The organism is Rhizobium hidalgonense, from assembly GCF_005862185.2.
Classification (GTDB): Bacteria; Pseudomonadota; Alphaproteobacteria; order Rhizobiales; family Rhizobiaceae; genus Rhizobium; species Rhizobium hidalgonense.
Window position 1 is genome coordinate 656,410 of the sequence record NZ_CP054027.1, and the last position, 16,827, is coordinate 673,236.

The 16,827-nt window shown below is 61.8% G+C and carries 20 protein-coding genes and 1 tRNA gene; 13 read left to right on the forward strand and 8 right to left on the reverse strand.

From position 1 onward, the window contains the following. Positions 1 to 88 precede the first annotated feature (88 nt). From FFM81_RS03055 to FFM81_RS03080, 6 genes are all read left to right on the forward strand, one after another. On the forward strand, positions 89 to 958 hold the full coding sequence (locus FFM81_RS03055; RefSeq protein WP_138385331.1) for an ornithine carbamoyltransferase: 870 nt from the start codon (positions 89 to 91) through the stop codon (positions 956 to 958). A gap of 64 nt (positions 959 to 1,022) precedes the next feature. Beyond that, positions 1,023 to 2,069, forward strand: coding sequence for an ABC transporter substrate-binding protein (locus FFM81_RS03060; RefSeq protein WP_025417049.1), 1,047 nt, complete (start codon positions 1,023 to 1,025; stop codon positions 2,067 to 2,069). Positions 2,070 to 2,352: 283 nt separating this feature from the next. Beyond that, positions 2,353 to 3,297, forward strand: a complete 945-nt coding sequence (locus tag FFM81_RS03065) for a Bug family tripartite tricarboxylate transporter substrate binding protein (RefSeq protein ID WP_003566549.1) — start codon at positions 2,353 to 2,355, stop codon at positions 3,295 to 3,297. After that, complete coding sequence (locus tag FFM81_RS03070) at positions 3,294 to 3,785, forward strand: tripartite tricarboxylate transporter TctB family protein (protein WP_003566548.1); 492 nt, start codon at positions 3,294 to 3,296, stop codon at positions 3,783 to 3,785. Before FFM81_RS03065 ends, FFM81_RS03070 begins: the two co-directional genes overlap by 4 nt. 89 nt (positions 3,786 to 3,874) lie before the next feature. Beyond that, on the forward strand, positions 3,875 to 5,392 hold the full coding sequence (locus tag FFM81_RS03075; RefSeq protein ID WP_025417048.1) for a tripartite tricarboxylate transporter permease: 1,518 nt from the start codon (positions 3,875 to 3,877) through the stop codon (positions 5,390 to 5,392). Between the two features lie 161 nt (positions 5,393 to 5,553). Beyond that, on the forward strand, positions 5,554 to 5,724 hold the full coding sequence (locus FFM81_RS03080; protein ID WP_003566546.1) for a hypothetical protein: 171 nt from the start codon (positions 5,554 to 5,556) through the stop codon (positions 5,722 to 5,724). A gap of 88 nt (positions 5,725 to 5,812) precedes the next feature. Here the strand turns inward: FFM81_RS03080 and FFM81_RS03085 are convergent, their stop codons facing one another. Further along, the gene (locus tag FFM81_RS03085; protein ID WP_003566545.1) at positions 5,813 to 6,904 is read right to left on the reverse strand and encodes a DUF475 domain-containing protein; all 1,092 of its coding nucleotides are present in this window, start codon (positions 6,902 to 6,904) and stop codon (positions 5,813 to 5,815) included. A gap of 345 nt (positions 6,905 to 7,249) precedes the next feature. Here FFM81_RS03085 and FFM81_RS03090 point away from each other — a divergent pair, with 345 nt between their 5' ends. Continuing rightward, positions 7,250 to 7,477, forward strand: coding sequence for a hypothetical protein (locus FFM81_RS03090; protein ID WP_025417047.1), 228 nt, complete (start codon positions 7,250 to 7,252; stop codon positions 7,475 to 7,477). A gap of 61 nt (positions 7,478 to 7,538) precedes the next feature. Beyond that, a complete protein-coding gene (locus FFM81_RS03095; RefSeq protein WP_003566543.1) occupies positions 7,539 to 7,715 on the forward strand; it encodes a hypothetical protein in 177 nt (58 codons plus the stop codon). Between the two features lie 55 nt (positions 7,716 to 7,770). Here FFM81_RS03095 and FFM81_RS03100 read toward each other — a convergent pair whose 3' ends face one another. After that, positions 7,771 to 8,283 carry an MgtC/SapB family protein gene (locus FFM81_RS03100; protein WP_003566542.1) on the reverse strand — a complete coding sequence of 171 codons (513 nt, stop codon included), beginning with the start codon at positions 8,281 to 8,283 and terminating at the stop codon, positions 7,771 to 7,773. 218 nt (positions 8,284 to 8,501) lie between these two features. Between FFM81_RS03100 and FFM81_RS03105 the strand changes: the two genes are divergently transcribed. Next, entirely contained in the window at positions 8,502 to 9,224 is a 723-nt protein-coding gene (locus tag FFM81_RS03105) for a hypothetical protein (RefSeq protein WP_003566540.1), read from the forward strand. Positions 9,225 to 9,230: 6 nt separating this feature from the next. On the opposite strand, the gene FFM81_RS03110 is transcribed toward FFM81_RS03105, so the two are convergent. The 4 genes from FFM81_RS03110 to cpdR1 all read right to left on the reverse strand — a co-directional run bounded on the left by FFM81_RS03110 (position 9,231) and on the right by cpdR1 (position 10,675). Beyond that, positions 9,231 to 9,722, reverse strand: coding sequence for a hypothetical protein (locus FFM81_RS03110; protein WP_025417045.1), 492 nt, complete (start codon positions 9,720 to 9,722; stop codon positions 9,231 to 9,233). Between the two features lie 118 nt (positions 9,723 to 9,840). Beyond that, positions 9,841 to 10,035, reverse strand: a complete 195-nt coding sequence (locus FFM81_RS33210; protein ID WP_003566538.1) for a hypothetical protein — start codon at positions 10,033 to 10,035, stop codon at positions 9,841 to 9,843. A gap of 118 nt (positions 10,036 to 10,153) precedes the next feature. Then, positions 10,154 to 10,228: transfer RNA gene (locus FFM81_RS03115), tRNA-Val, on the reverse strand. A gap of 84 nt (positions 10,229 to 10,312) precedes the next feature. Then, a complete protein-coding gene (gene cpdR1 / locus FFM81_RS03120; protein WP_003542883.1) occupies positions 10,313 to 10,675 on the reverse strand; it encodes a response regulator CpdR1 in 363 nt (120 codons plus the stop codon). 186 nt (positions 10,676 to 10,861) lie between these two features. Between cpdR1 and FFM81_RS03125 the strand changes: the two genes are divergently transcribed. After that, the gene (locus FFM81_RS03125; protein ID WP_003566537.1) at positions 10,862 to 11,743 is read left to right on the forward strand and encodes an N-formylglutamate amidohydrolase; all 882 of its coding nucleotides are present in this window, start codon (positions 10,862 to 10,864) and stop codon (positions 11,741 to 11,743) included. A 268-nt stretch (positions 11,744 to 12,011) separates the two neighbouring features. Continuing rightward, positions 12,012 to 12,785 (forward strand): histidinol-phosphatase, encoded by a 774-nt coding sequence (gene hisN, locus FFM81_RS03130; protein ID WP_097533138.1) that lies wholly within the window; start codon positions 12,012 to 12,014, stop codon positions 12,783 to 12,785. A 10-nt stretch (positions 12,786 to 12,795) separates the two neighbouring features. Here the strand turns inward: hisN and FFM81_RS03135 are convergent, their stop codons facing one another. Next, on the reverse strand, positions 12,796 to 13,770 hold the full coding sequence (locus FFM81_RS03135) for an alpha/beta fold hydrolase (RefSeq protein ID WP_138385332.1): 975 nt from the start codon (positions 13,768 to 13,770) through the stop codon (positions 12,796 to 12,798). 529 nt (positions 13,771 to 14,299) lie between these two features. On the opposite strand from FFM81_RS03135, the gene FFM81_RS03140 reads away from it, so the two are divergent. Then, positions 14,300 to 14,770: an Hsp20 family protein gene (locus FFM81_RS03140; protein WP_003566531.1), complete on the forward strand. Its 471-nt coding sequence runs from the start codon at positions 14,300 to 14,302 to the stop codon at positions 14,768 to 14,770. A gap of 62 nt (positions 14,771 to 14,832) precedes the next feature. Here FFM81_RS03140 and FFM81_RS03145 read toward each other — a convergent pair whose 3' ends face one another. Beyond that, positions 14,833 to 15,837 carry a bile acid:sodium symporter family protein gene (locus tag FFM81_RS03145; protein ID WP_025417042.1) on the reverse strand — a complete coding sequence of 335 codons (1,005 nt, stop codon included), beginning with the start codon at positions 15,835 to 15,837 and terminating at the stop codon, positions 14,833 to 14,835. A 92-nt stretch (positions 15,838 to 15,929) separates the two neighbouring features. Here FFM81_RS03145 and FFM81_RS03150 point away from each other — a divergent pair, with 92 nt between their 5' ends. Continuing rightward, complete coding sequence (locus FFM81_RS03150) at positions 15,930 to 16,784, forward strand: LysR family transcriptional regulator (protein WP_138385333.1); 855 nt, start codon at positions 15,930 to 15,932, stop codon at positions 16,782 to 16,784. The last annotated feature ends 43 nt before the right edge of the window (positions 16,785 to 16,827 follow it).

The window sequence follows — 16,827 nt, forward strand, 5'->3', positions numbered from 1 at the left end:
ATCCAACACCGGAAGGAATGTGATTCGCGGTTGCCGTGAGGCCGGCGCCGGTTATTGTGGCGACGTTTCCTAGCGGCGGAGATTTTGGATGGCAGGTTCGGCCGGGAATTTTCTGGAGTTTCATGATCTTCCGGAGGCCGGACTTCGATCGATTATCGCTCGTGCCGGTGTGCTCGCCAAAGCCTGGCATGAGCGCACCATGCCGCAGAGCCTTGCGGGCAAACGCGTCGGGTTGATTGCCGACGACGGCGGCTGGCGCAATACGAGTGCCTTCGATCTCGGCATCCAGGCGATGGGCGGTCTCTGCGTGCAGGTGCCGATCGGTTTCAATGTCAGAGAGGAGACCGGCGATCTTGGCGGTTATCTCGGCAACTGGTTCGACATGCTGGTGATCCGCACGAAAGAGCTTGCGACATTGAAGGCGGTGGCGGCAGCCGCGCCCGTGTCTGTCATTAATGCGCGCACACGCTCCAACCATCCTTGCGAGACGCTCGGCGACCTTGCCTATATCGAGAGCCGGCGTGGCTCGATCGAGGGGTTGAAGGTCGTTGGCTTGGCGGCGGATGCAAATATCCTGCGCTCCTGGGCCGAAGCGTCGATCGCATTGCCGATCGAGGTGGTGCAGGTCTACCCCGAACGCTGGCACATAAGGAATGCCGCGCTGCTCAACAAGCGTTTTCGCGTGAGCACCGATATGGGCGAGCTATCGGATGCCGACGTGGTCATCACCGATTCGTGGCCGGGTGACGTGGCCGGAGACGTGCTCGCCGGCTACCGGATCGGTACCGATATTCTCGATCGGTTGTGCAAGGATGCGATCTTCCTGCCATGCCCGCCGGTTAGACGCGGCGAGGAGGTGACGGCCGAAGCGATGGAGCATCCGCGCTGCCAATGCCGCGCCGCCAAGGCTTTTCTGCTGCATGCACAAAATGCGCTGATGGAATGGGTCGTCGCCTAGGTCCACCGCCCTTGCTCCTCCCGGCGCCCTCAGGCATTGTTGGGGCATGTGGAGAGTTTACGTCTTGCTGCTGGCGTTCTGGCCGGGCTTTGCGCTGGCCGATCAGGCCTTCTATGCGGCGAAATCGGGCAAGGCCGATGCGCCGGTGCTGACGGTTTATTCCTCGCTCGACGAGCCGTTGGCGCAGCCGATGATTCGGGGTTTCCAGGACGCCAATCCCGACGTTGCGGTCAAATACGAGGACATGCTGACCGGTGATATCTACGATCGGATCGTCAGGGAGACGGATGCCGGCAAGAAGACGGCGGATTTCGCCTTTTCCTCGGCGATGGACCTGCAGGTGAAGCTGTCCAATGACGGATATGCGCAGGTCAGCAATCTGCCGATGAGCGCTGCATGGCCGAAATGGGCAAACTGGCGCAACACCGCCTATGCGCTGACCTTTGAGCCGGCGGTGTTCGTCTACCATAAGCCGAGTTTTGCGCATGAGCCGGTTCCGAGCTCGCGGGCGGAATTCGTCGATTACCTGAAGCGCAAGGGCAATGATGTCTATGGGCGGATCGGCACCTACGATATCGAGCGCTCCGGCGTCGGTTTTCTGTTCATGGCCCGCGACCAGGAGCAGTTCGGCGACATCTGGTCGGTGATCGGCGCGATGGGGGCGGCCGGCGTCAAGCTCTATTCGACGAGTTCGGCGATCCTCGAGCGTGTTGCCGATGGGCGCTTCGTGCTCGGCTACAATATTCTCGGCTCCTATGCGGCCGATTGGGCCTCGCGCTATCCGCATGTCGGCATCGTGCTGCCGAAGGACTATACCGTGGTGATGTCGCGCATCGGCCTGGTGCCGCAGGCCGCCGCCGAACCGGAGCTCGGCCGGCGCTATCTCACCTTCTTCATGTCGAGGGAGGGGCAGACGATCATGGCGCGCGAGCTGCAGATCCCGGCCGTCAGCCCAGAGGTGGCGGGAGAGAATACCGCCAATACGCTGCAGGAACTGCTCGGCGCCCAACTTCGGCCAGTGCCGGTCAGCCCCGGGCTGATGGTCTATCTCGACCAGGTGAAACGGGCGCGGCTGATTGCGCACTGGAACGAGGTTCTGCGGGCGCAGTGAAGTCGCCAGCTTGAGCCGGTCCGCATTTGGGAGCCGGGATTCGGGCCGGCAGCTACCAATTACGGCAAAAAAGTGGCCTCTTCTCCTGGATATCTCGCCGATGTCAGCTAAATGACAGCTTGTTGTGGTGGCTTTGGCTACTTCTTCTCCGTGGAGGCGGAGAGCTGAAGCCTTGGGAGGTATTCTGCTCGTCATTTAGGACCTGCGTCCGCTGGCCGGCCATTCCTTCCGATTCCCTTGAGAATAACAGGCGGTTTGCTCAGCCGCCCACGGAGGACACATCGTGAAGCACACTTTCATCGCAACTCTTCTTGCAGCGACCATCGCGCTGCCAGCCTATGCCGCCGACTACACCATCATCGCGCCTGCGGCGCCCGGCGGCGGCTGGGACCAGACGGCCCGTTCGCTGCAGACCGCATTGCAGCAGGAGAAGATCTCCGGCAACGTGCAGGTCCAGAACGTGCCTGGCGCCGGCGGCACCATCGGCCTGGCACAGTTTGCCAGCCAGGCTGCCGGCAATCCGAACTCGTTGATCGTCGGCGGCTATGTCATGGTCGGGGCGATCCTCACCAACAAGTCGCCGGTGACGCTCAAGGACGTCACGCCGATCGCCCGTCTGACCGGTGAATATGAAGCCGTCGTCGTTCCTGCTGCGTCCGAGATCAAGACCATGGCCGATCTGGTTGCGGCGCTGAAGAAGGATCCGGGCGCGGTTTCATGGGGTGGCGGTTCGGCCGGTGGTACCGACCACATCACCGTCGGCCTGATTGCCAAGGCCTCCGGCGTCGACCCCACGAAGATCAACTATGTCGCCTTCTCCGGCGGCGGTGAAGCGCTTGCCGCCATTCTCGGCGGCCAGGTCACGGCCGGCGTCTCGAGCTACAGCGAGTTCGAATCGCAGGTGAAATCCGGCACGCTTCGTCTTCTCGCCGTATCCAGCGACAAGCGCATCGACGGCGTCGATGCCCCGACGCTGAAGGAAGCCGGCACCGACGTCACCATCCAGAACTGGCGCATGGTTGCCGCGGCCCCCGGCCTTTCGCCGGAGCAGGTGGCAAGCGTCACCGCCGATTTCGAGAAGCTGCATAGCTCCGCCACCTGGCAGGAAACTCTGAAGACCAAGGGCTGGGCCGACACCTATCTGTCTGGCGACGCCTTCAAGGCGCAGCTGGAAAAGGATGTCTCTGCCACTGAAGGCATTCTCAAAGATATCGGACTTGTTCAATGAGCGAGGATAACACCTCCTCGGCAACGACACGCCGCCCTGATTGGGCGGCGTTCATCATTGCCGTTTTCCTCTTCGTCGTCGCCGGCGTGATGGCCTGGGATGCCTCACATCTGAAAACGATCGCACAATACGACCGCATCGGCCCGGCGACGGTGCCCGAAGTGGTGGCGTTCGGCCTCTTCTGTCTCGGGATCTGGACCGCTTTCGAAGCCTGGCGCGGCGATTTTCCGGAACGCGAGCAGCAGGAAGTGGCGCCGGTCATCTGGATCGTCGCCGGTCTGGCCGGCCAGATGCTGCTTCTGCGCGTCGCCGGCTTCTCGATTGCAACCGGCGTCCTCTTCGCGCTGACGGCACGCGGCTTCGGCAAACGCAAGCTCTGGATCTCGCTGCCGCTCGGCATCGTCCTCAGCTTCGTCGTCTGGGCGATCTTCTCGCAGCTCCTACAGCTGACGCTGCCGGCCGGCCCACTCGAGCATCTGTTCTTCTGACCGCGCGGGACGCGCTGTCAGCTCTTTTGATTTTGCGCGGCGCCTGACCCTGAAATCGCATGGTCGGGAACGCCGATTGGGACACCAAGATGAGCACATTCGAATTCCTATGGCAGGGTATCCTGGTTGCGATGCAGCCGATGAACCTGATTTATGCGCTAGTTGGCGTGACACTCGGCACCGCCGTCGGCGTCCTTCCCGGCATCGGCCCGGCACTCACCGTGGCGCTGCTGTTGCCCGTCACCTACAAACTCGATCCCGGCGGCTCGCTGATCATGTTCGCCGGCATCTATTACGGCGGCATGTATGGCGGTTCGACAACCTCGATCCTGCTCAATACACCGGGTGAAAGCGCCTCGATCGTCACTGCGCTCGAGGGCAACAAGATGGCGCGCGCCGGGCGTGGCGGGCCGGCGCTGGCGACCGCGGCGATCGGCTCCTTCGTCGCCGGCCTGATCGCCACGCTCGGGCTCGCCTTCATCGCTCCCTATATCGTCAAGCTGGCGCTGGTCTTCGGGCCGCGCGAATATTTCGCGCTGATGGTGCTTGCCTTCGTCACCGTCTCGTCGGCCTTCGGCGATTCGGCATTGAGAGGGTTGACGTCGCTGTTCATCGGTTTCGCGCTCGCCATGGTCGGCATCGACCAGCAGACGGGGCAGGCGCGACTGTCCTTCGGCATCCCCGACCTGCTCGACGGTGTCGAGGTGACGACGCTTGCGGTGGCGATGTTTGCGATCGGCGAGACGCTTTATATTGCCGCGCAGGGCAACCGGATCGCGGAGAAGGTCGAGGCGGTCAAGGGTTCGCTCTGGATGACGGCGCAGGACTGGTCACGTTCGTGGAAGCCATGGCTGCGCGGCACGCTGATCGGTTTCCCGATCGGCGCCATGCCGGCAGGCGGCGCCGAGATCGGCACGTTCCTCTCCTATGCCACCGAAAAGCGGCTGGCCAAGAACCCGGAGGAGTTCGGCCACGGCGCGATCGAAGGCGTGGCCGGTCCTGAGGCGGCCAATAACGCGTCGGCCGCCGGCACGCTGGTGCCGCTTCTGACACTCGGCCTGCCGACGACGGCAACCGCGGCCATCATGCTTGCCGGCTTCCAGCAATATGGCTTGCAGCCGGGGCCGCTGCTGTTTGCCACCAATCCGCAGCTCGTCTGGGGTCTGATCGCCAGCCTGCTCATCGCCAACGCAATGCTGCTGGTCTTGAACCTGCCGATGATCGGGCTCTGGGTAAAACTGCTGACGATCCCGAAGCCGTGGCTTTATGCGGGCATCCTGCTGTTTGCGACGCTTGGAACGATCGGTGCCAATCCATCCGTGTTCGAACTCGGCATGCTGCTCGCCTTCGGCCTGCTCGGCTATCTGATGCGGCTCTTCGGTTATCCGATCGCGCCTGCGGTCGTCGGCCTGATCCTTGGGCCGCTTGCCGAGCAGCAGCTCCGCCGGGCGCTGGCGATCAGCCAGGGCGATGTCACGACGCTGGTGATGTCGCCGATCGCGGCGGGCCTGCTCATCGTGGCGGCGGCTGCCTTTCTCATCCCGCTGATCCTGCGGATTCGCGGCAGGGGCCAAGTGCTGTCGCAGCTGGCTGCAAACGAAGACTAGAACCAAGAAAAAGACCACGACATACCCCTCCCTCGAGGCCGGCCATGGAGACATGCGTCGGCCTCCTGTTTCTGCATAGCTGAGGTGATTTTCTGAGCATTGTGGAGATATCCGCGCGATACCATCTACAAGCAGTCAATCAAAAAAAGAGGAAATGGACAATGTCCGCCATCCGCAATTCAGTCCGCACGGGTTTCTTTGGTCGCGCATTTGCCGTGCTTGGGGCCGCAAATGCTGTCAGCGCCGCCGTTGAAGCCGGCCGCCGGCCACGCGCCGCCGACCTGAGGGAACTCGGCATCGAGCCCAGCTCCTTCGGCCAGTTCTCCCGCTAAAACTTCAAGCCTTGCATGAATGAATTAGCCCGCAACCGGATGGTCGCGGGCTTTATTTTTGGCTGAAGCGGCGCCGCAGCCTGTGACATCAGGCGTGAAGCTCTTCCTGCCCGGAGCCGTGATCTTCTACCCGCTCGCGCTTGTTGTGGCGAATGGACGACCAGAGCGACAGACCGATCAGCGTCGCCCCGCCGAGCCCGGTGATGACTTCGGGGATGTGCACAAGGGTCTGGGCATACATGATCACCGATAGGATCAGGATGGCGTAGAAGGCGCCGTGCTCGAGATAGCGGTATTCGGCAAGCGTCCCCTTCTCCACCAGCATGATCGTCATCGAGCGCACATACATGGCGCCGATACCGAGGCCGATGGCGATGACGAAGAGGTTCTGCGTCAGCGCAAAGGCGCCGATGACGCCGTCGAAGGAGAAGCTGGCGTCCAGCACCTCGAGATAGATGAAGGCGCCGAGGCCGCCCTTGGCGGCAGCGCTCATCGTCTGTTGCGAGGCATCGAGCAACTCACCAACCACTTCGACCGCGAGGAAGGTGAGCAGCCCGTAGATGGCGCAATGGACGAAGACGCTGGCCTCGTCGCCACCGATCAGCCAGGAGAAAGCCAGCATCAGCGCCAGAACGAAAGCGATCTCGATGCCCCTGATGGTGGCCGAGCGCGCCATCACCTTTTCCAGGCCGCGGAGCCAATGGATTTTCTTCTCATTGTCGAAGAAATAGCTGAGGCCGACCATCATCAGGAAGGTGCCGCCGAAGGCTGCGATCGGCAGATGCGCGTCATTCATGATGCGGGCATATTCTTCCGGCTCACGGGCGGCAAGGACAAGCGCATCCCAGGGGCCGATCCGCGCCGCGATCGCAACGATCGCCAGCGGGAAGACAATGCGCATGCCGAAGACGGCGATAATGATGCCCCAGGTGAGGAAGCGCTTTTGCCAGACCGGCGTCATCTCCTTCAATTTGTTGGCGTTGACGATGGCATTGTCGAAGGAGAGCGAAATCTCCAGCACCGCGAGCACCGTGCAGATGAAGAAGACGGTCGCCATGCCGCCGATCGTGCCTGTGGTCTGCCAGCCGAGCACGGCGCCGAGAACGAGGCCGAGGGCAGTGACGATGAAGGCCCAGCGGAAATAGCTGAGTGAGGAGTGGTGGGTCGCGGGCTGGTTCATGGCCGCACCTCGCGCCCGCAAATCATGGTGGAGAGGGAGAGGGGGAAACGCGGCATGCCACAACGGGCATGCGGATCAGGCATGTTGAGCTTGTTCATCGATGAAAAATCCGCCGGCTAAGCTGCAGGCGGTACCGACATCACGAGAGCGCCGTAAAAAACTCTCGCCAGAGGGGCCCGGCACCAAATTACCCGTAGCCGATGTCTGGAAGGCTGCGGGACAGGCCTTAGTTAATAAACTTCCCCAGCCAGTCAAGGCCGGCGGCCGCGCTGAGATGAAGTGTTTTTTTGGAACCATCCCGGCGCCTGCTCGTTAGACCCTGGTTGAGCTTAAAAAAGGAGGCCGATGATGCACACTTCGACCCATGTTCCCGACAAACGCACCGAGGCGTCCGACCGCATGAAGCGGGCGAAGCCGAACCGCATGCAGAGGGCGCAGGTGCTGCCGCCGCATCATGTCGACCTGACGCTGACACCGGGCGTCTATCACGACATTCACGTGCCGGCCCATGTTACCGGTGCCGATCTTTCCAAGGGCGGTCCCGACATCAAAGGCCGAGACGCCAAGAAATAACCAGAATTCCGCAAGCCTGCTTGGCGCGCTGACGGCAGAATTGAAACAGGGTAAAAACAATATGACGATCAACTTTGTGCCCCGCGAGATCTTTATCCGGCACGAAAACGAATGGCAGGCCTTACGCGAGGCGGCGGACGAGCGCATCGATATCGGCAAACGCCCGAAGCCGCTGGTCTCCATCGGCGGCACTGCACCGACTGGGAAAAGCGATCCTCCGGCCACACGCTCGGAATGACCAGCAGACAGTCACCTCGATACGGGCGCCCGGCATATGCCGGGCCTCTCTTTTTCTATTGGTTGTCATCCCGATCGGCGCGCCGTGCGGAATTGTAGCCGAACCGTTGCTCCAGCTTGCCGAAGGCGAAGAGCACGCAGATGGCGCCTAGCGTCGTCATGAAGGCGACAGGCCAGTAACCGAAACCCATGGCAAGGCCGATCGCGCCGGACAGCCACATGCCGGCCCCCGTCGTCAGCCCGTGCACCCGGCCTCTGGCAAAGACGATCATGCCGGCGGCAAGGAAGGCGACGCCGGCGGTCACGGCTTCGATGACACGCAGCGGATCGATCCGCACCTGCTCGTCATCGGCAAAACCCGGCATGTGCACTGCCTCGATCGAAATGATGGCGAAAAGGGCGGCTGCGAGACTGATCAGAATATGAGTGCGGAAGCCTGCCGGGCGGTCGCGTGCCTCACGCTCGAAGCCGATCAGCCCGCCGAAGACGATGGCGCCGAGCAGGCGGGCGAAGATGACGGGGTAGTGGATACGCGACGCCGGTATCATGTCGGCGAGGATCAGATCCATGGATTTTTCCTATAACGTGTGAATTTTTCGCTGGCTAACGTGTGAGCGCTGGATTTGTTCGGCTTTTTTCCCTGATGCGCATGGATTCGCCGATGCGCTTCTGCTGCTCGCAGGTCTTTCGAGACAAAGATCGGTGAACCCGGCATTGTCCTGCCGCCGCGCCAACCTTTCAGAAAGGATTGGGCGGCGATAATTGCGGCCTCACGGGAATCGGACAGATGGCCAAGACAGCGACACGCGGCCGCCGCAAGGCGCCGGCGAGAGGAAAGAGCAAAACGCGCAGCAGCGGTGGCGGATTGCTGCCCTGGGCAGTAATCGGCATCGCCGCGATCGGCGGTATCGTCGCGCACGACCACTGGAAGAGTATCCAGCCGATGCTTGCTCGGCAATCGGCGCCGATCGCGCGGGAAGCGGCGGAGCCGAAACCTCTAGCCAGGAAAGACGTGCCGCCAAAGCAGGTGGCGCTTGCCACACCCACGCCGAAAGCAGCACCGCCGGTAAATCAATCGCAACTGCTGCCGCCGGCGACGATCCCGACGCCGGCGATCCAGCCGGTCAAAGCCGTGCCGGCCCAGACCTCTTCCGCGGCGGAAACGGGGACGGCCGCCTTCGGCTATTGCGGCCAGGGCGCACATATCAACTGTGTCGGGGATGGCGGTGTCTTCTGGTACAAGGGCGAGAAGATCGTGATCGCCGATATGGCAAGCCCTGTCGTCGACCAGGCACGTTGTGACGGCGAACGCCGGGTGGCCTTTGCCGCCAAGTCCCGGCTGCTGGGGCTTCTGAACGCCGGCCCCTTCACCATGAATGCCGCGGGCAAGACGGAGCCTTCGGGCGCGCCGCGAGTCGTCTCGCGCGACGGGCGCTCTTTCGGCGCGCAGTTGATCAATGAGGGGCTGGCGCGCAAGCCGGGGGCCGCCGGCGGCGCATGGTGCGCCTGATAGGGACTATTTGCCCTTTTTCACCAGCTTGCCGCCGGTGCGGAAGCTGCCGGTGAACGAGGAATCCTTGCTTTCGGCCGTGCATTCGATGGCGATCGGCTTGCCGGCATAGGGATTGCCGAAAGTGCAGAAGCCGGCGACTTTGACCTCCCCGGTCATCTTGTTGCCGACACCCGTGGTGACGAGGGTAAGCGGCAGACGCGCATTGCCGTTGGAGGCAGGCTTGATGCCGCTGCCGTCGCCTTGGAAGCCGAGCGCCTTACCATCCGAGGTGAAGATGAACGTCACCGTGCCGTTGGCCAGAGTGACACTGGCAAGCTCGTTCTTGCAGCCCTTGGTGGCGTCGAACTTGGCGACAACAAGCTTGGCGCATTTGCCGGAAAGCGTAATGACGCCGGGCGCGCCCGGAAATGTCTCAGGCGGGGAGGCCGGTGCAGCGGAGGCCGGCAGGGCAAGGGCGGCGGAAAAAAGGGCGGCTGCCGGTGCGAAAAGTCTCATTGTCTGTCTAACCCCATCTGTCTGCGACGGCGAATCGGCCATGCGTTTATAGCCACCCTTTGGCACTGTTCTGTGACTAATTTTGGTCTACTCCGTCGTCACACGGACGTTGAGGAGGCTAGGAACTTTTGAAGTCGTCCCAGAGGATCGCTGATCCAGCCGCGAATAACGTGATCGGAAGCAGCCAGATCTTTATGCTGACGGGTTCGACAGCATGAAACAGCATATAGCCGAAACCGAGCAGGCCAACCCCTGCCAGCACGAGGCCAAGGATGATGGATATTGCCTTACGTGTCCCAGTCCTTTGCGCCATGCCTCCCCCCATTTTCCATGTGCACGGGTCATCCCGCGACCAATTGAAAACCCGCGTGCTCAGATTAGGCCGGAAGTCCCCGGGCCGGGGATCTGTCAACAATGTCAGGGAGATCGGATGGTGGGCGTGACAGGGATTGAACCTGTGACCCCTACGATGTCAACGTAGTGCTCTCCCGCTGAGCTACACGCCCATCCGATGGCGGCGCATAGATCACAAAACCTTCGGAGCCGTCAATAGGCTTTTTTCAGTTTTGTGATACGCCGCCCGGCAAGCCTTACGCGGCAAGCATTTTGTTGACCTCGTCGACGAGATCACGCAGGTGGAAAGGCTTGGAAAGGACCTTGGCATCCTTCGGCGCCTTCGAATCAGGGTTCAGCGCCACGGCAGCAAAACCGGTGATGAACATCACCTTCAGGTCGGGGTCGAGTTCGGTGGCGCGGCGCGCCAGTTCGATGCCGTCCATCTCGGGCATGACGATATCGGTCAGCAACAGGGAAAACGGCTCCTCGCGCAGCCGGTCATAGGCGCTGGCGCCATTGTCATAGGAAAGGACCTTGTAACCGGCCTTTTCAAGCGCTTTCACCAGGAAGCGGCGCATGTCGTTGTCGTCTTCTGCGAGAAGTATCTTCTGAGTCATCAATCCAGACCGCTGATCAATAAGTTTTGGTGGGCTGCCCGGCGTTTACACTAGTCTTGACCCGGTAAACAACCGGTGAATTGCCTGTGCGCGGCCGCATCCCTCCTACATAGTATGGACTTGGGGCCGGGCAACTGGCAACATGCGCAAAGCAGCCAGTTCATGACATGGTAAAGAGGGCCGAAAGTGCCGGAGATACGCGAATACGAGCTTTTTGAGGTTCATGAGCCCGTGTCGCAGACCATTCCCTTCGTCTACAACTCCCCTCATAGCGGCCGTATTTATCCACCGGAATTTATCGCGCAGTCCAGGCTCGAGGGCATCGCCATCCGCCGTTCCGAGGATCACTATGTCGACGAGCTGTTCGGATCGGCCGTCGCGCTCGGTGCGCCGCTCCTGGCCGCCAACTTTCCGCGCGCCTATCTCGACGTTAATCGCGAGCCCTACGAACTCGATCCGCGCATGTTCGACGGGCTGCTGCCGCCCTATGCCAATATCAATTCCCTGAGGGTCGCCGGCGGGCTCGGCACCATTCCGCGTATCGTCGCCGAGAACATGGAGATTTATGCGCGGCGCCTGCCGGTGCAGGAAGGGCTCGACCGCGTCGAAGCGGTCTACAAGCCCTATCATGCGGCGCTGCGCCGGCTGATCGCCCGCACCCACGTGCAGTTCGGCTTCGGCGTGCTGATCGACTGCCACTCGATGCCCGGCAATGTGCGCGTCGCCGGCTGCACCTCGCGGCCCGATTTCATCATCGGCGATCGCTACGGCACCAGCGCTTCGGCCGAACTTTCGCGCGCCGCCATTGCTATCCTCGAGGAAATGGGCTTCGCGGCGATCCGCAACAAGCCCTATGCCGGCGGCTTCATCACCGAACATTATGGCCGGCCCTCGCGCGGCCTGCATGCGCTGCAGATCGAAGTGAACCGGGCGATCTATGTCGATGAGGTGACGCTGGAAAAACGCGCCGACTTCGCCGCGGTCGCTGACGCGGTCACGGGCTTCATGCAGCAGATGGCGGATTACGTCGAGAAATTCGCCGGCGATCGGGCGCTGGCCGCCGAATAGCCTCCGTCGATTTCGCCAAGATTTTCCGGCCAGTCTTTCCGGCCAAAAAAAACCGCGCTCGAAGCGCGGCTAGTCTAGGGAGGAAACACCCAAGGAGGGTATTTACAGTCAGAAGACTGTACGGAAGACGCTACTATTGCGTTGCACAAATGTCAAGCAATATATTGCGTTGCGATATCTTTGGGCAGCCCCCGCCGAACGCCCCGCGTTTGCATTCCTTCTACTTTTCGATATGACAGCACTACTCCCGCCAGCAAACGGATCGACCATGCTTCCTGACCGCTCGTTCTTCAACCGTCTGGCGGAGGCCGCCAGGGCCGAAACGCTGCCGCGTTTCCGCTCCGGCCTCGATGTCACCAACAAGCTTTCCTCCGGTTTCGATCCGGTCACGGAGGGCGACCGGGCGGCCGAACTCGCCATCCGGGCGCTGATCGAAGAGAATTTCCCCGACCATGGCATTCTCGGCGAAGAGCACGGCAATATCGGCCTCGACCGCGATTACATCTGGGTGATCGATCCGATCGACGGCACGCGCGCCTTCATATCAGGCCTGCCGGTGTGGGGGACGCTGATTGGCCTGCAGAAGGAAGGGCGGGCGATCATGGGCATGATCGAACAGCCTTTTACCGGCGAGCGTTATTTCGCCGACCAGAATGGTTCGATCTATAGCGGGCCTGAGGGCGAACGGCGGCTGGCGACGCGCCAGTGCGACGCGCTTTCGAACGCCATCCTGTTCACGACTTCACCGCATCTCTTCGCCGGCGAGGAGATGGAGAAATACCGCGAGATCGAAGGCCAGGTGCGGCTCTTCCGCTACGGCTGCGACTGCTACGCCTATGCGCTGCTTGCCGCCGGCCATATCGATCTCGTCGTCGAAAACAGCCTGAAGCCCTATGACGTCGGCGGCATCATTCCCGTCATCGAGGGGGCGGGGGGCATCATCACCACATGGGATGGCGGACGGCCGGAAAACGGCGGCTCGATTATCGCCGCCGGCAGCCGGGCGGTTTACGAGCAGGCGATCGCCGTGCTGCAGCGCTAGCTAATCCCGCTCAGGTCCCGAGGGCGGCGACCTCCTGGTTTTCTTCGGCATCACTGCCGGGAATGAAGGCATGGAAGGCGGCAAGGGCGGCCGCACGATAGGTATCCCGTTCTTGGAAGATCTCGTGACGGGCGCCGTTGATCGGCACCAGCTGGCCGGCGCGGAAATAACGCGAGAGGCGCTCCTGCGCGGTGTAGGGCACGACGCTGTCACGCGTCGGAGCGATGATGATGGTCGGGATGGTGATCGAAAAGAGATGGTAGGGCGAGGTGACCCGGTCCATCGTGTGAAAAGCCTCGGTCAGCCAGCGGGCCGTCGGCGGCCCGAGTGTCAGCTCCGGATGGGCCTTCATCATCGCGACATTCCGCTCGAAGCGGGTTTCGTCCGAAGTCAACGGATTATCGCGGAAATCCGGCTCTTTGAGTTTCGAGGTCAGCGGCAAGGAACCAAGACCGATTGCCGTCAACATGCCGGCCAGGGTGCGGATGACACGGGGCGAGGCCAACTGGCCGGTCAGGCCGATGAAGGGTGCCGACAGCACCATGCGATCGATACGGGTGGTAAGATAAGGCGCGGCCGAGAGCGCGATCAGCCCGCCGGTCGAATGGGCGAGCAGGTAGAAGGGCAGGCGGGTATCCGGCAGCACCACCTTTTCGAGGAAGGTGTCGAGATCACGTTCGTAATCGACGAAGCGGCGGATGTGGCCGTGGTTACGGCGCTTCAAGAGCCGCGCCGAACCGCCCTGGCCGCGCATGTCGAAGGTGGCGACCCAGAGACCTCTCGCCGTCAGGTCGCGGATCGTCTCGAAATATTTCTCGATATATTCATTGCGGCCGTGCAGGATGACGACCGTGCCCTTGGCTACCTGGGCGCCGGCGCGGAAGACGGCATAACGCAGCCGGTGGCCGTCATAGGTTTCGAAGAACCCCTCCGTGCGGTTTTCCGGGGCGGGATTGTCGAGCGTCGAATAGAGAACCTGTTCCATGACTTTGCCAATGCGCCGCTGGTGACTGCTTCGCCTATTAGAGCGCCGCGCATCCTTTCGGACGCACAAAGGACGTTCTAATTCCCTGAATCTACGCATCGTGCTTCCGAAAATCGATTCCGATTTTCGGAAGCACGATGCGTTAGGGATAACGCATGCCATCCGGCTTGGAAAGCGGCGACCCTGCAACGCGGTGGGTGCGAAAAGGGCCGGCAGGAGCATGAGGGTGCTCGCAGCCGGCCGAGTTTAAGACTGAAGAAGAAGGGACGATGCACTTCAGCCATCGGGACCAGATTCACCCGACGCTGCGATCTTTAGGCTAAGGCGCGTGAATGCGCGCCGAACCGGCTGTTCATGCGGGGTTCACGGGGCAGGTCCCGCGATTTCGGGAGGGTCTTGAACTCGTCAAATCCCATCACCATCTCCTTTCAGCGGGTGCCGAAGAGGGCCCGCGCAGCCGTCCCGAGGCCGCCAAAGATGGGGTTTCAGGGGCATTTATCGCAACACGTCGCTTCCACAGGAGGACATCATGCGTCACGTAGACTTCTCTCCCCTTTATCGTTCCACCGTCGGTTTCGACCGGCTCTTCACCATGCTCGACAGCCTCGCCCAGCCGGAGCAGGCCCAGACCTATCCGCCCTATAATATCGAGCGCACCGGTGAAAACACCTATCGGATCACCATGGCGGTAGCCGGTTTCGACGAGACCGAACTTTCGATCGAAGCCCATGCCCATGTGCTGTCCGTCAAGGGTGAAAAGGCCGAGGAACCTGCCGAAAGCGGTGAATACCTTTACCGCGGCATTGCCAAGCGCGCCTTCGAGCGCCGCTTCCAGCTTGCCGACCATGTCGAGGTGACCGCCGCTTCGCTGAAGAACGGCCTGCTGCATATCGACCTTCTACGCAACATTCCCGAGGCCATGAAGCCCCGCAAGATTGCGATCGCTGCAGAGCCGGTCGAGGCTCCGAAGGCCATCGAGGCGCAGGTCATCAACGGCTGATCGTTATCCCTTATGGATAAAATGGACGGCGCTCCGATCGGGGCGCCGTTTTTTATGATGCCTCAGGCCGGGCTGGCGGCGTCCTTCATCTGCTGTTCCGTTGCGCGGCGGGCCGCCGCGGCGGCGTATTTTTGGGCGATGACGGCGCAGACCATCAGCTGGATCTGATGGAAGAGCATCAGCGGCAGCACGATCGCGCCGATCGACTGGCCTGAAAATATGACGTTTGCCATCGGCACACCGCTTGCAAGACTTTTCTTCGAGCCGCAGAAAGTGATGGTGATCTCGTCGGCCTTGTTGAAGCCGAGCCTGCGGCTGCCGAACATCGTCAGCACCAGCACGATCCCCAGAAGGATCATATCGGCGACGATGACGACGGCGATATCGGCGATCGAGAAGGTATGCCACAGACCTTCGACCACCGCCGTCGAGAAGGCGAGATAAACGACCATCAGGATCGAGCCGCGGTCGACAGGCATCAGGACCTTTTTCTTGGCGCGAATCCAGTCGCCGATCCAGGGCTGCAGGATCTGGCCGACGATGAAGGGGGCAAGCAGCTGCAATAGGATCTGCTGCAAAGCGTCGAAGGAGAAGCCGCCATGGCCGCCGATGGAAAATAGTAGGCCGACGAGTAGCGGCGTCAGGAACATGCCGAAAATGTTGGAGGCCGAGGCCGAGCAGATGGCGGCGGGCACGTTGCCGCCGGCCATCGAGGTGAAGGCGATCGACGACTGTACCGTCGAGGGCAGCACGCAGAGGAAGAGGATGCCGAGATATAGCGGCTGCGGCAGGATCGTGTCGGGGATCAATCCGAGCCCGAGGCCGAGCAGCGGGAAGATGCCGAAGGTGGTCAACAGAATGACCAGATGCAGGCGCCAGTGCAGCAGGCCCGCAATGACGACATCACGTGAGAGGCGGGCGCCATGCAGGAAGAATAACAGCGCGATGGCAAGATCGGTGGCGATGCCGAAATAGCCCGCGAAGGTCCCGCTTGCCGGAAACAGCGAGGCGAGGATGACCGTGCAGACGAGCAGGATGGTGAAGGTATCGGGCAGAAAGCGGCGCATGGCGGTCTCGCGGCGTAATAAACAGTCCTTGTTTTGTCGTCCATTGTGATCCAGGATGCAAGGAATAACAGTTATCGAGAAACTGGATTTCCATGCTGGACCTTTCGCAATTGCGCAGCTTTGTCGCCGTCGAGCAGATGGGCAGTTTTACGCTCGCCGCAGAAAGGCTCGGCCTCGGCCAGTCGACGGTCAGCCAGCACATCCAGCGGTTGGAGGCCGCACTCGGCCGAAAGCTCCTGGCGCGCGATACGCATAAGGTCATCCTGACCGGCGATGGCGAATCGCTGTTGTCGCATGCACGCAGCATGCTCGCCATCGAAGGTCAGGTGCAATCGCTGTTTCGGGGCCACAGCCTGCGCGGTAGCCTGCGGCTCGGGGTGTCGGAGGATTTCGTCACCAGCCAGCTGCCGGCGGTGCTGGAGGATTTCGTCCGGTCGCATCCCTCCGTCGATCTCGAACTGACGGTGGCACTATCCGGCGTCCTCTATGAAATGCAGGACAATGGCGAGATCGATCTGGTGCTCGCCAAACGCCGGCTCGGCGATGCCCGTGGAAAACTCGTCTATCGTGAGCCGCTCGTCTGGCTGGCACGCGACCCCGAGCGTGTGCTTACCTCCGGCCCTTTGCCGCTAATCGCCTTCCCACCACCGAGCGTCACGCGGGCGATCGCGCTGGAAGCGCTCGGGCGGAACGGTGTGGCGTGGCGGATCGTCTGCACCTGTGGGAGCCTCAGCGGATTGACGGCGGCGGCGCGGGCCGGCATGGGCGTTTTGGTGCAGCCGCGCAGCATGGCTCCGTCTGGATTAAAAGAGATTGCTGCGGGAAAACTGCCGGCGCTGGAAGATGTGGAATTCGTGCTGGTGCCGCGCAAAGGGGCCGATCAGGCGCTGGTCGCCGCCCTTTCGGATGATATTCTGCAGAGGGTGAGAAGGCTGAAGTCGGCGTGAGCCACGGCTGTCGCCGAGAGGCCCGCCGGAGGCAGGCATCGCA